At 64.8% G+C, this 11929-nt stretch carries 14 protein-coding genes and 2 pseudogenes (1 of these 16 cut by a window edge); 10 read left to right on the top strand and 6 right to left on the bottom strand.

All coding sequences use genetic code 11. The features are described from left to right. The 3 genes and pseudogenes from GXP34_14610 to GXP34_14600 all read left to right on the top strand — a co-directional run. Positions 1–110 (top strand): annotated as a pseudogene (locus GXP34_14610) (hypothetical protein) (it extends 1039 nt beyond the left edge of the window). Beyond that, the gene (locus GXP34_14605; protein ID NOY57196.1) at positions 107–496 is read left to right on the top strand and encodes a hypothetical protein; all 390 of its coding nucleotides are present in this window, start codon (positions 107–109) and stop codon (positions 494–496) included. The pseudogene GXP34_14610 and the gene GXP34_14605 overlap by 4 nt, the downstream one beginning before the upstream one ends. A gap of 351 nt (positions 497–847) precedes the next feature. Next, positions 848–982, top strand: a pseudogene (locus tag GXP34_14600) (family 1 glycosylhydrolase). Between the two features lie 149 nt (positions 983–1131). Here the strand turns inward: GXP34_14600 and GXP34_14595 are convergent. The 6 genes from GXP34_14595 to GXP34_14570 all read right to left on the bottom strand — a co-directional run bounded on the left by GXP34_14595 (position 1132) and on the right by GXP34_14570 (position 7091). After that, positions 1132–2001 (bottom strand): SDR family NAD(P)-dependent oxidoreductase, encoded by an 870-nt coding sequence (locus tag GXP34_14595; GenBank protein ID NOY57195.1) that lies wholly within the window; start codon positions 1999–2001, stop codon positions 1132–1134. A gap of 52 nt (positions 2002–2053) precedes the next feature. Continuing rightward, positions 2054–2425 carry a hypothetical protein gene (locus GXP34_14590; protein NOY57194.1) on the bottom strand — a complete coding sequence of 124 codons (372 nt, stop codon included), beginning with the start codon at positions 2423–2425 and terminating at the stop codon, positions 2054–2056. A 400-nt stretch (positions 2426–2825) separates the two neighbouring features. Continuing rightward, on the bottom strand, positions 2826–3665 hold the full coding sequence (gene nadC, locus GXP34_14585; GenBank protein NOY57193.1) for a carboxylating nicotinate-nucleotide diphosphorylase: 840 nt from the start codon (positions 3663–3665) through the stop codon (positions 2826–2828). After that, positions 3662–5203 (bottom strand): L-aspartate oxidase, encoded by a 1542-nt coding sequence (locus GXP34_14580; GenBank protein ID NOY57192.1) that lies wholly within the window; start codon positions 5201–5203, stop codon positions 3662–3664. The genes nadC and GXP34_14580 overlap by 4 nt, the downstream gene beginning before the upstream one ends. Further along, a complete protein-coding gene (gene nadA / locus GXP34_14575; protein NOY57191.1) occupies positions 5200–6162 on the bottom strand; it encodes a quinolinate synthase NadA in 963 nt (320 codons plus the stop codon). Before nadA ends, GXP34_14580 begins: the two co-directional genes overlap by 4 nt. A gap of 38 nt (positions 6163–6200) precedes the next feature. Then, entirely contained in the window at positions 6201–7091 is an 891-nt protein-coding gene (locus tag GXP34_14570; protein ID NOY57190.1) for a hypothetical protein, read from the bottom strand. 374 nt (positions 7092–7465) lie between these two features. On the opposite strand from GXP34_14570, the gene GXP34_14565 reads away from it, so the two are divergent. The 7 genes from GXP34_14565 to GXP34_14535 all read left to right on the top strand — a co-directional run bounded on the left by GXP34_14565 (position 7466) and on the right by GXP34_14535 (position 11799). Further along, positions 7466–8161, top strand: coding sequence for a response regulator transcription factor (locus GXP34_14565; GenBank protein NOY57189.1), 696 nt, complete (start codon positions 7466–7468; stop codon positions 8159–8161). Further along, the gene (locus GXP34_14560; GenBank protein NOY57188.1) at positions 8158–9252 is read left to right on the top strand and encodes a HAMP domain-containing histidine kinase; all 1095 of its coding nucleotides are present in this window, start codon (positions 8158–8160) and stop codon (positions 9250–9252) included. Before GXP34_14565 ends, GXP34_14560 begins: the two co-directional genes overlap by 4 nt. 82 nt (positions 9253–9334) lie before the next feature. Then, the gene (locus GXP34_14555) at positions 9335–9553 is read left to right on the top strand and encodes a hypothetical protein (protein NOY57187.1); all 219 of its coding nucleotides are present in this window, start codon (positions 9335–9337) and stop codon (positions 9551–9553) included. 3 nt (positions 9554–9556) lie between these two features. Continuing rightward, positions 9557–10036, top strand: coding sequence for a hypothetical protein (locus GXP34_14550; GenBank protein NOY57186.1), 480 nt, complete (start codon positions 9557–9559; stop codon positions 10034–10036). Then, the gene (locus tag GXP34_14545) at positions 10033–10299 is read left to right on the top strand and encodes a thioredoxin family protein (protein ID NOY57185.1); all 267 of its coding nucleotides are present in this window, start codon (positions 10033–10035) and stop codon (positions 10297–10299) included. The genes GXP34_14550 and GXP34_14545 overlap by 4 nt, the downstream gene beginning before the upstream one ends. Next, on the top strand, positions 10299–11216 hold the full coding sequence (locus GXP34_14540) for a cytochrome c biogenesis protein CcdA (protein NOY57184.1): 918 nt from the start codon (positions 10299–10301) through the stop codon (positions 11214–11216). The genes GXP34_14545 and GXP34_14540 overlap by 1 nt, the downstream gene beginning before the upstream one ends. Next, positions 11209–11799 carry a redoxin family protein gene (locus GXP34_14535; GenBank protein NOY57183.1) on the top strand — a complete coding sequence of 197 codons (591 nt, stop codon included), beginning with the start codon at positions 11209–11211 and terminating at the stop codon, positions 11797–11799. The genes GXP34_14540 and GXP34_14535 overlap by 8 nt, the downstream gene beginning before the upstream one ends. The last annotated feature ends 130 nt before the right edge of the window (positions 11800–11929 follow it).

The following is an 11929-nucleotide window of genomic DNA, read 5'->3' as shown; positions in this document are numbered from 1 at the left end:
GGAATCGTCCGAACAGTGGAAGGACACGCTCGTCCGGATCGATACGGCGACCGGTAAGACCACCTCGGGCCAGACGTTCGTCGGTACCGTCTCGGGGATTGTCGCCGTGAGCGGCGGACCATCGGTCACCGCCGAGGCCCACGCGTACGTACCCGAACCGACGACGTCGCCGCCACCCGGCCGGCCGCCCCCGACCGTGCCGCCCATCATGGTGCAACTCCCTCAGGTCGGCAACGTCGATCACTCCGCCCTCGGAGATCTGCGCAGGCTCGTCGTCGACGCGCACGGTGATGCCGATCGTATCCGGGCCGAAGTCGACGGCTACACGTCTGGTGAGCCGATCCAGATCCCATCCGACGAGATCGACAGTTGCAGCGGCGTCGGGTTCGCCGCGGGAGCGTCTGTGAGTCAGGCGCTGGGCCGAGCCGACATTCGTCTACGCGTTCACGAATGCCGACAGTGTGACCGTCGCAGCGATCGACCCGACCGACTGTGAGATCCTCGACACGGTAGGCCCGCTCCTCACACCGGGACCCGGTGTGAACATCACCACGACCATCACCGCACCGTAGGGTGAGCGAGTGAAGACGCCTCCGCAACAAGTGTGAGAATCCGACCAGTGGTGTGAATGCACACCACCCTTGACGCGGCGAACACGCAGGTCAGCGAATCTCGTTGGCCGGCAACTGCAGGGTGTTGGCGAAAACACCCACTCGTGTTGTTGAGAAGACCTGAGAAGTTTGGTGAAGATGAGTGTGGCCTCGCTGACAGTGAGCCTTTCAGGTGGGATCTGCTTGGTCCAGCTACTCTGCACCGGGCTGATCGTGTCAGAGCACCGAGTGTCGTGCGCTTCGGGCTCGTGTATGTCGACTACGCCACGCAGGTGCGCATCCTCAAGAGCAGTGCACGGTGGCTGCAGCGAGCCGCCTCCGCCAACGCGGTTCTCCTCGATCGAGAGCAACAAACGGGTGTCGCGCGTTGACGTGGAACGTGCCCGTGGCCGGTCCGCCAAAGGGCAAGGGTCGCCCCGGATCTCTTGGAGACCGAGATGGTGGTCCCTCGTCTGCCCCGCGGTCCGGCTCACCTGCCGCCGAGGAGCGCAGCGGAATCATGGTTCGGGCAGGTCTCGGATCAGGCGATCTTGCGTTGTTCCTCGCACCATTGCTCCAAGGTGGTCGTCGGAGCGCCAAGAAGATCATTCGCTTCCGAAGGGTCTCCTCCCTCGCCCACTTTGTCGAAGAAACTCATCAGTGCGGCGACGGACTGCAGCTCCGGACTGAAAGACACCTTGCCGATCAACGAGAGCAGCCAGATCGGAACAGACGAGACCTTGATGTCGGGATGCACGATCGAGCAGTACTTCTCGATCGCCTCGGGCATCGTGAATGAGTCGGGACCCTGGATGAAGAGTCGCTTGTTCGCTGCCTCGGGTCGTCGGAATGCTTCGGAAACCATCCTCGAGTAGTCACGTGAGGCGAGCCAATGCAAGCGGTGCGGCTGCCTTCCGACAATCGTGGCTCGTCTGCCGCGAACGGCGAGAGCCAGAGACTCCATGAAATGTGTTGCGCAGAAGATCGTGTAGGGCACACCGCTCTCGCGGATGGCTTCTTCTGCCCGAAGCTTGGCCCTCACCATGGGAAACCATGCGTTCTCTTCGAACGTCGCCGCGCCCGACAGATACGCGATGCGTTGCACTCCCTTGCCTGCCGATACCTTGACGACGTTGGCCACACCTCCGTATTCGATTCGCTCGAAGTCCTCGGCTCTCGGGCCGCCCCTCAAGTTGATGTGGACCCCAAAGCATCCATCGATGGCGTCCTCCAACGTGGAAGGATCCGCGACATCACCCCGGAAGTAGTCGAACGAATCTCCAAGTTTCGTCTTGGCATTCTCCACATTGCGTGACAGGACGCGAACGGCGTATCCGTCTTCATGCAGTCGTCGCGCAACGGGCTCTCCGAACGTTCCGGTCGCGCCGACGACGAGGATGGTTTCCTTCATGACTATCGCCTTTCTTTCTCATCCGAATGGGCTGGACCTGCCTCCATCCGGGTCATGCCGTTCCTCTGGAGCAGTGGACCGCCGAGATCTCTCGTGGTCGGACGGCGACGAGGTCGCTTCCGGGGCGTCGACCGACGAACACGCCACGTATCTCTGTCCTCCGCCGGCGGCCTTCGAATCTCGGCTGCAGCAAGAACGCGATGGGGGAGAGCGACATCACAAGCAGGAGTCCGAGGCCCAAGCAGATGCCGGCGAGCCCCATCGACGATGACGGGCAGCCCCGACACTCCCACGAGAGGTTTGACCCGTCTGGCGCCGGGCGGCTCGGCGTATCCCGCCATTCCACCGGTTCGGGCGAGGCGAAGCTCGAGGCCACGAATGGCACGCCGAACACGAGGCGCCCGATCAGGATCTCGACGTCCATCGCAATCGTTCCTTCCCGTCGTTGGGCACACTCCGTGCAGGTACTAGGGAATCGTAACCAACTGAGGAAAGGTAACCAAGTTGTGCTTTGACTCGTCAACCCGAGCCTTTGGCAAGAAACCGCTCGAGGCGACCCATGGTCGATGCGGCGATCGGGTTCTGGGTGCACAGCACGACGGCGGCGTCTTTGAAGACGAGGGGTCGGCGCGAAAGACGAATCCCACGGCACCAGGCCCGTCGCTCAGTTGCTCTGCTTGGAGGCGGTTCTCGGCGGTCATGTCGATCACGGCAGCTCTGCCCGTCTGCGGGTCGCGCCAGATGTGGAGCCCAGAGTCCCTGCCCGCCCACGTGCTGCGGGTGCGTGGGGGACGCCGCCGATGTCCGGTATCGGGATCGGGGTGTCAGTCTGCGTCGAGGGCGATGTCGAGGGCGGGAGCCGAATGCGTGATCCAGCCCAACGACACCACGTCGACGCCCGTCTCGGCGACCGCGCGAATCGTGTCGAGCGTGATCGATCCGGAAGACTCGGTGATGCACCGGCCGTCCACCAGGCGCACGGCCTCGCGAAGCAGGGGAGGGCTCATGTTGTCGAGCAGCACCGCGTCGACTCCGGCATCGAGCGCCTCCGCCAAGGCGTCGAGTGTCTCCACCTCGACCTCGATCTTCACCATGTGGCCGACCCGGTCCCTGGCTCGTTGCACCGCAGCATCCACGGAGCCGACCAGGGCCAGATGATTGTCCTTGATCAGGACGGCGTCATAGAGCCCGAAGCGATGGTTCCGCCCGCCCCCGAGGCGAACGGCCATCTTCTCCAGCGCTCGCAACCCCGGCGTGGTCTTGCGCGTGTCTGCGACCACGGCGCCGGTCCCTTCGACGGCGGCGACGGCTGCCGCGGTGGCGGTGGCGATCCCGGAGAGGTGGCAGAGCAGGTTCAGGCTGGTGCGCTCACCGGTGAGGAGCCCCACCGCCGGTCCTTCGAGGAACGCGAGCGCCGTGCCCGCTCGGACCGTGGTTCCGTCGTCGACTTGCGCCGTGACGGTCACATCGGTGTCGAGGAGGGTGAACACGCGCAGCGACGCCTCGAGCCCGGCGATGGTCCCCTGTTCGCGTGTCACCAGAGTCGCCTGCATGCGGACACCTGCAGGCACGACGGCGTTCGTGGTGATATCTCCCGCAGCGGCGAGATCCTCCGCAAGGGCGCGCCGCAGCAGATCGATGGTGCCGGGAGGAATGAACCTCATATCCGACTCCCGAGTGCAGGCGTCACCGACGGTGCCACATCGGGCCGCACCATCGAACGGTGCGCCTGTGCGGGATCGAGCGCGGGGTAATCGCTGCGGAAATGGGCCCCTCTCGACTCGGTACGGGCCAGCGCCGCCGAGGCGACCAGCCCTCCCACGGCACGGAGGTTCCGTTCGACGAGTCCTGTTCGTCCGGGTAGGCCGAAGTGCTCCCTGGCCGCGCCGAGCCCGGCAGCGTCCCTGATGATGCCGACCCATCGCCAGGCGGTCTCCCGGATCGACTCGATCGCCGCCGGGTCGCGATCGCGATCGACGGAGAGTGCGTCTACGGGTATCTCGAGCCGTCCCGCATCGGCGACCGGGGCCGTCGTCGCGGTCGACGTCACGTCCCGTGCCAGCCTGGCGGCAATGGCCATGCCCTCGAGCAATGAGTTGGAGGCGAGCCGGTTGGCGCCGTGCAGCCCCGTCGAGGCCACCTCGCCGACCGCCCACAGGCCGGGAAGGCTCGTGCGGCCACGAACGTCGGTGGCGATGCCGCCCATGTGAAAGTGTGCCGCAGGAGTGACGGGAAGCGGTTCCCGCCGCGGATCGAGGCCGAAGGTGTCGGCCGCCTCCCAGACGGTGGGAAAGCGTTCGAGGAACCGCTCGCCCAGATGGGTGGCATCGAGTCCGATCCGATGGCCCTGCTCCATCCGGCGCCACACCGTGCGAGCCACCAGATCCCGGGGGGCGAGATCCGCGTCGGGATGCACTCCCTCCATGATGTGCTCACCCCGCTCGTCGACGAGGACGGCTCCCTCGCCGCGCAAGGCCTCGGTGAGCAGCGGCAACGGGTCTGCGGGAACGGCGAGGGCCGTCGGGTGGAACTGCATGAACTCGAGGTCGGCCAGCTCGGTGCCTGCCCGGGCGGCCGCTGCGAGGCCGTCTCCGGTCACTTCCCGAGGGTTCGTGGTGTGCAGGAAGAGCCGGCCGATGCCGCCCGTTGCCAGCACGACCGCAGAGGCGAGCAGGAGCATCGGGTCGCCCACCGGATCGAGAGCGAGAACTCCGATCACCCGCCCCTCGCTGCGCACGAGATCGACAAGGTCGTAGCCGGTGAGGACGTCGATCCCGGCACGTGCCCGGATCGCTGCGACGAGGGTGCGTATCACCTCGGCTCCCGTGGCATCGCCATCGGCATGGATGATGCGGCGGGTCGAATGTCCCGCCTCTCTTCCCAGCACAAGGCGGTTCCCGTCGTGGTCGAACCGGGCGCCAAGCTCCTCCAGCCGGCGGATCCGATCCGGAGCCGCAGCGGTCACGGCATCGACGACGAGCCGATCGTTCAGCCCCGCACCGACGGCGATGGTGTCGGCGGCGTGAACGGCGGGGTTGTCGCCAGGGCCGATCGCTGCGGCGATCCCACCCTGGGCGTGACGGCTCGAACCCGATCCCAGGTCGGAACGCGTGAGGATGACGCAGGAGTCGAGGGCGAGCGCAGTGGACAGTCCGGCAATACCGGACCCGACAACGACGGTGCCGGCGGTTTCGATTCTCACGACACCGAGAGCATGCGTTCGACGGCGGCGGCGGCTCTGCCGGCGATATCGGGATCGACGACCACGCGATGCCTGAGATGGAGGAGGGAATCGCGCACACCTTCGAGGGTGATCCGCTTCATATGCGGACACAGGTTGCAGGGTCGGATGAACTCGACGTCCGGGACGGCGGCCGCCACGTTGTCCGACATCGAGCACTCGGTGACGAGCATCACCTGCTCGGGCCGGCGGTCGGTGACCCAGCGCTCCATGGCGGCCGTGGAGCCGACGAAATCGGCCTCCTCGAGAACGTCGGGGGGGCATTCCGGGTGCGCCAGGATCGTCAGCCGCGGCATGACACTCCGGTGGGACCGGAGATCCTCTCCGGTGAACCGCTCGTGCACGATACAGCTTCCCTGCCAGGCGATGATCTCGACCTCGGTCTGAGTGGCGACCCACGCGGCCAGATACCGGTCGGGGAGGAAGATGACCTGCTCCGCACCGAGACTCTCGACGATCTGGACCGCGTTCGAGGAGGTGCATGTGATGTCCGACTCTGCCTTGACGCCTGCCGACGTGTTGACGTAGACCGCGACAGGGACACCGGGATGGGCGCGGCGCAGCGTTCGCACCTGCTCGGGCGTGATCGACTCGGCGAGGGAACATCCGGCATCGAGATCGGGGATGAGCACGGTTCGATCCGGATTGAGCAAGGCGGCCGTCTCGGCCATGAAATGAACGCCCGCCATGACGATCACGTCCGCTTCGGTCTCTGTCGCCATGCGCGCCAGGGCAAGGGAGTCGCCGGTGAGGTCTGCAGCCCCATGAAAGATGTCCGGGGTCATGTAATTGTGGGCGAGAACGACGGCGTTACGTGTGCGTTTCAACTCTTCGATCTCTTCGAGCAGGGGCACGGCGAGAGCTGCCTCTGCGGCGGGAAGGACCGCTGCGATCCGGTCGGCGACGGCAGGTGCGGTCATGGGGAAGCTCCGATCTCTTTTGCTCAACTTGAGCAATACTAACGGTAGCCGGGGAAACGCACGCCGGGACGAGGTCGCTCTCCCAACACCTCGCGTCGGAATCGGAACAGTTCGGGCGGGCGACCTCCGCTCGAAGGCGCCCGTTGCCCGGTTCCCTCGACCAACCGCTCGCGCTCCATGAGACGACGAAAGTTCTGCGTGTGAAGGTGCACTCCGATCACCGCCTCGACGGTGCGCTGCAACAGGCGCAAGGTGAAGGTCTCCGGCAGCACCTCGAATACGACGGGACGGTAGGTCAGCTTGCCCCGCAGCCTCCCCAGGGCCGATGCCAAGATCCGGCGGTGATCACCACCGAGGGCGAGGCCCGTTCCCAGTTCGGAAGGCGGCTCCGTGCCGGCATCACGATACGCCTCTTCGACAAGGCCCACTTCGTAGAGCAGTTCGTATCGTTCCAGGACACGGATCGGGTCCCAGGCGACACCCAGGCCGAACGCCGACCTGACCCTGCGGCTGCGCTCGGCGTCTCCGCCTGCCCATGCGGTGAGCTCCGGCTCGACCCGCTCGGAGAGTACCCCCGGCCAGGCGACACGGTGATCCTCCCAGGGAAAGAAGGCGTACCAGTCGCTCCAGGCGGCACCCTGTGCCGGAGTCGTCTCCTCGACCAGGGCCAGGTAGGTGACCGACACCCTGCGGCGACTCGCCGTGTCCGTCCTGGCGAGATCGCCGAAGGTGTAGAGCTGCTCCACGTAGCCCACCTCGAGTGCGGTCTGCTCTTTGAGTAGGCGGCGCACCGCCAGTTCGAATGTCGAATCATCCCTGCGCAGGGATCCCGAGGGGATGGCGGGGGGATCGCCGACGGTGAGAACCCTGGGCTGCTCCCCGGTCACCGCGGCGGTGACCACGTCCAGGGTCAGAGCAACGGCGTCCACCCGCCGATGATATCAGAGCCTCTACTCCGCTTTCGTGCCCGAGCCAGGCCAAGCCCTTCGAGTGCAACGGGAGATTGATCGATCTGCAACGTTGCCAGGCCGTCTTGGGACGCAACACCCAGGTCGAACAGGTGACGCCGTTCGCATCATGACCACCGAAGCATCGCTGATCGAGAGCTCGAAGGTCCGAACCAGAAGCGTTCGAGTCAGGCGATTCTGGACTCCGGTGTGCCCAGATCACGCCTGTATCCAAGGGTGGCCGGTGTGTCGGCGCGCCCATCCAGGCGGGGTTCATCATCGGTCGACGGCCAAGGCTTTGTCGACCGGGTAGCCGGGAGTACCGGATTTGGTCGTGGGCCGGATACCATCGGGACATGGACAAGCGTCTGATCCTCGTGGTCGACGATGAGGCCGGACTTCGAAGAATGGTCGCGTCGTATCTTGCCTCGGACGGCTTCGAGGTGGTCGAGGCGGCCAACAGCGTCGATGCGCTTCGGCTGTTCAGAGAGAAACGGCCGGACTTGGTGCTTCTCGACGTGGTGATGCCCGGATCGGACGGCTTTGAAGTACTCCGTGAGATTCGGGCCGAGTCGGACGTTCCCGTGATCATGTTGACCGCCCGTGTGGAGGAGGTGGATCGTGTCGTCGGGCTCACGGTTGGAGCGGACGACTATGTGACGAAGCCATTCAGCCCCCGCGAGCTCACGGCGCGCATTCGAGCGGTTCTCCGGAGATGGAAGACGCCCTCGTCCCGAGAGGACGATGCGGTGCATTTCGTTGGTGTGACGATCGATCCCGCTCGCAGGGAGGTGCTGCGGGACGGCGAGCATGTGGAGTTGAGTGCGCTCGAGTTCGATCTGCTCGCCGCTCTCTCGTCGGCGCCCGGGAGGGTGTTCACGCGTGAGCAGCTGCTCGAGCGCGTCTGGGGATGGGACTACTTCGGTGCAGATCGAGTCGTCGACGTGCACATCTCCAGCCTTCGTCGCAAGCTCGGCGACCAGGCAGCCGATCCACGATTCATCGCCACGGTGCGCGGGGTCGGCTACAAGTTCGTGGCGGAGGCCGGATGAGGATTCCGTTCAAGACCCTGCGGGTTCGCCTCTTGGTCTCCTATCTGACCGTCGTCGTGGTTGGCGCCATAACGATGCTCGTGACGATGCAGATTCTTGCGCCTCAGTTCTTTGCTGCACACCTCGCTGCAATGACCCGAACGTTTGGAACGATGTCCAATTCGATGGTCGGTCAACTCAAGACCAGTTTCAACGCATCCTTCGGAAGGGCGCTGGCGGTGTCCCTCGGTGCGAGTGTGGCGACGGCGCTCGTGGTGAGTGCGTATGCGTCCGGGCGGATCCTGCGTCCGGTCGAGGCCGTGCGCCGAGCAGCTCGACGTCTCGCCTCCGGCTCGTACCAGGAGCGGGTTCCGATGCCCGCGGAAGCGGAACTTGCCGCCCTCGCCACCGATGTGAACGCTCTCGCCGAAGCGCTCGACATGGTGGAGCAGCGGCGACTTCAACTGATCTCCGAGGTCGCTCACGAGTTGCGCACCCCGCTCTCCACGATCGAGGGTTACATGGAAGGGTTGCTCGATGGCGTCTTCACTCCAAGTGACGAGATCTTTGCCGCGGCCGGTCACGAAGCGTCCAGATTGAAGCGACTGGCGCGAGATCTGAGTGTGCTGTCGAGGGTCGAGGAAGGACGCATCGAGCTCGAAGCCGATTGGCTCGATCTCGGTGAGGTGGCCGGCGAGGTCGCTGCACGGCTCCGGCCTCAGTTCGAGAGCAACAGCGTCGAACTCGTCGTCCACGACATGTCCCCCCTGCCGGCGAGAGCCGACCGGGATCGTATCGCTCAGGTCTTCACCAACATCATCGGGAACGCTCTGTCCTACACGCCTGCGGGCGGACGTGTCGAGATCGCCGGCCGAACAGGATCGGGTGAAGTCGTCGTTACGGTCGGCGACACCGGCGTTGGTATCGAACCCGAGCACCTCGAAACCATCTTCGAACGCTTCTACCGGGGTGGCACCTCACGACGTGGTGGCACCGGTATCGGACTCACCATCGCCCGCCGCCTGGCACGTCTGCACGGCGGCGATGTCATCGCCCTATCAGAAGGGCCGGGATCGGGATCGACGTTCGAGATCAGCCTGCCGGCCATCTGAACCTTCATCGAAGCTTCACATTCGCGCTCATCTCCGCTTGATCTTGCCACGCCATCCTCTTCCTGACCGAGGAGGAGACTTCATGATGTGGGGATGGGGAGGCTGGTTGGGGCCGCTGTGGATGCTGCTCTTCTGGGTCGGCATCGTTGTATTGATCGTTTGGGCGGTGCGTTCCGGATCGTCAGGGAGCGGAACGCGTCCGAAAAGCAGAGCGCTCGAAATCCTCGAGGAGCGGTATGCGCGCGGCGAGATCGATCATGACGAGTTCGTTGCTCGTCGTGATGAGCTGTCGCGGGGCTGAGCGATGAAACGCCTTTGGATCGTCGGGCTCGCTCTGATCGCCGTGGCGCTCGTCGGTTCCACCGTCTCGTCCACGGTTCTCTTTCCGTGGTCGGGGACACCGTGGGCAGGGATGCACGGTGACAATCCGTCCGGCTGGTGGGGCCAGATGGGCGGGCATCCGATGCACGACGGTTGGGGGTCGGCCGGATCCCCGGCGATCCCGGGTGCCGCGCAGGTGACGGTCGTGGCCTCGGAGTTTCGGTTCGAGCCTTCAACCATCACGATTCCCGCCGGAGAAGCGGTGAACATCACCCTCGTCAATGAGGGGGCGCTGCCTCACGACCTCACGATCCCCGCGCTTGGCGTCCGGGTGGCCGCAGGGCCCGGCGGGCAGGAAACGGTCGGATTGGCCGATCCGCCCGCGGGAACGTACGAAATCCTGTGTTCTCTCCCGGGTCACGCCGAGGCGGGCATGATCGGAACGCTCGAGGTGACGGGTTGAGGCATTCCGTCACTCTCGTGACGAGCCCCGGCTGTCACTACTGCAGCCATGCCCGCGAGGTTCTCGAGCGGGTAGGTGCAGATGTTCCTCTCGACGTATCCGAGATCGATCTCGCGTCACCCGACGGTGCGGCAGCTCAACGGCGATGGAGGGCCCCGTACCCGCCACTGCTGCTGATCGACGGTGAGCTCTTCGGATACGGAAGGATCTCGGAGCGCAAGTTGCGCAAAGTGTTGGCATCACGAGTCGAGGGGAGTGGTTGATGGAAGGTGTCTTTCTCGGGGGCTCGCTCATCGCGGCGTTCTTTGCCGGCGCGGTGGCGCTGTTTGCCCCCTGTTGCATCGTGTTCATGTTCCCGGCATACCTGTCGGCGGCGGTGAGAAACGGCCGATGGCGGCTCCTCCCTCTGACGTTCATCTTTGCCCTCGGTCTCGCAGTCGTGCTGGTCCCCGTCACCCTCGGTGTGGGTTTCCTGACCCGCTCGCTGCTTCGCTATCACGGCGCCGTATACGTCGGTGCCGGCCTGATCCTTCTCGGGCTTGCCGGTGCCGCTGCAATCGGACGCAGTTGGGCATTGCCGATGCTCAAGGGATCTCCCGACATACAACGAACCGATTCGGCCGGAGTGTTCGCCCTCGGCGTGTTCTCGGGGGCGGCGAGTTCATGCTGTGCTCCGGTCCTGGCAGGTGTGGTCACCCTCTCGGCCGTCGCTCCTTCCATGTGGCAAGGGGTCGGCATCGGTCTCGCCTACGTGTTCGGGATGGTGTTCCCGTTGCTCATCATGACCGTCGCATGGGACCGCTGGCACATCGGCGAACGGAACTTCATGAAGGGCAGAACGGTCACCTGGCGCCTGGCCGGCAAGACGTTCGTCACGAACACGCTCAACCTGGTCACCAGTGGCCTGATGGGAGCGATGGGGATCGTGTTGATCTTTGTCGGGGTGTCGGGAGCGACCATCGCCCCTTCATTCCAGGCGGGAATCGGCACGTGGTTCGAAGAACATCTCAGCCCTGTGGTCGACGTCCTGGCAGTCATTCCCGACTGGGCGGCCGGCCTGTTCCTGGTCGGGGTTGCAGGGCTTGCCATAGCCATCGCGGGACGGCGCCGACCTCCCGAAACGGACCATGAAGATCACGAAAGCACAGATGAAGACACAGAAGGGAGTTGTCATGAGTAGAGCAGGAGCGCAACCACGGAAGCGTCCGGAGCCGAAACGCAAGTCATCGATCGGCAAGTGGATCGGGTTTGGCATACCCATCATCGGTATCGTCGGGCTGGTTCTCTTCGGTGTCCTGTCTTCAGGCCCGAACGAGGCGGTCGTGGCGTCGGCGGCGCCGGACTTCTCCCTCCCTACGAGCGATGGGACGATGGTCTCGTTGCAGGACGTCATGGCCAAGGGTGGCGACGTGCTGCTCTACTTCTCCATGGGTGTCGGGTGTGACGGCTGTTTCGCCCAGATTCCCGAGATAGCGAGCGACTTGGCCGCAAAGGGAATCACATTCGTGCCGATCATGGTGAATCCTGCGGACCAGGTCGCAACCGAGGCGGCCCGTTTCGGCATCACGACGCCGATCCTGATCGACAGCAACCGCAAGACGTCATCGGCCTACGGGATGCTCGGTGTCTACGGTCACTCGGATCGACCGGCGCACAGTTTCGCTCTCGTCGGACAGGACGGAACGATCAAGTGGGTGCATCACTACGCGAAGATGTTCGTGCCGGCGGACGAGTTCATGAGTGATCTCGCCAACAGGGCCTGAGGGGCAACCGAATCGACGGTGATCGGTTCGGCGTCTGCGGATGCCGGTCATGTGACCGTTGCAGCCGCCGACCTCATGAGCCGTCACCGGTCGGGTAGGCCTGTTCGTAGCGGGGCCGGCGATCAACGTC

This window comes from Actinomycetota bacterium (assembly GCA_013152275.1).
In the GTDB taxonomy this organism is placed as follows: Bacteria; Actinomycetota; Acidimicrobiia; order Spongiisociales; family UBA4744; genus BMS3Bbin01.
Note: the sequence above shows the minus strand (reverse complement) of the source record. Positions and strands in the feature narration are given on the sequence as shown.

What these genes read in the sequence shown, in the direction of transcription:
- GXP34_14550 (NOY57186.1), top strand. Translation starts at nt 9,557, where the DNA reads ATGAAACGCCTTTGGATCGTCGGGCTCGCTCTGATCGCCGTGGCGCTC.
- GXP34_14565 (NOY57189.1), top strand. Translation starts at nt 7,466, where the DNA reads ATGGACAAGCGTCTGATCCTCGTGGTCGACGATGAGGCCGGACTTCGA.
- GXP34_14540 (NOY57184.1), top strand. Translation starts at nt 10,299, where the DNA reads ATGGAAGGTGTCTTTCTCGGGGGCTCGCTCATCGCGGCGTTCTTTGCC.
- nadA (NOY57191.1), bottom strand. Translation starts at nt 6,162, where the DNA reads ATGACCGCACCTGCCGTCGCCGACCGGATCGCAGCGGTCCTTCCCGCC.
- GXP34_14595 (NOY57195.1), bottom strand. Translation starts at nt 2,001, where the DNA reads ATGAAGGAAACCATCCTCGTCGTCGGCGCGACCGGAACGTTCGGAGAG.
- GXP34_14555 (NOY57187.1), top strand. Translation starts at nt 9,335, where the DNA reads ATGATGTGGGGATGGGGAGGCTGGTTGGGGCCGCTGTGGATGCTGCTC.
- GXP34_14590 (NOY57194.1), bottom strand. Translation starts at nt 2,425, where the DNA reads ATGGACGTCGAGATCCTGATCGGGCGCCTCGTGTTCGGCGTGCCATTC.
- nadC (NOY57193.1), bottom strand. Translation starts at nt 3,665, where the DNA reads ATGAGGTTCATTCCTCCCGGCACCATCGATCTGCTGCGGCGCGCCCTT.
- GXP34_14560 (NOY57188.1), top strand. Translation starts at nt 8,158, where the DNA reads ATGAGGATTCCGTTCAAGACCCTGCGGGTTCGCCTCTTGGTCTCCTAT.
- GXP34_14535 (NOY57183.1), top strand. Translation starts at nt 11,209, where the DNA reads ATGAGTAGAGCAGGAGCGCAACCACGGAAGCGTCCGGAGCCGAAACGC.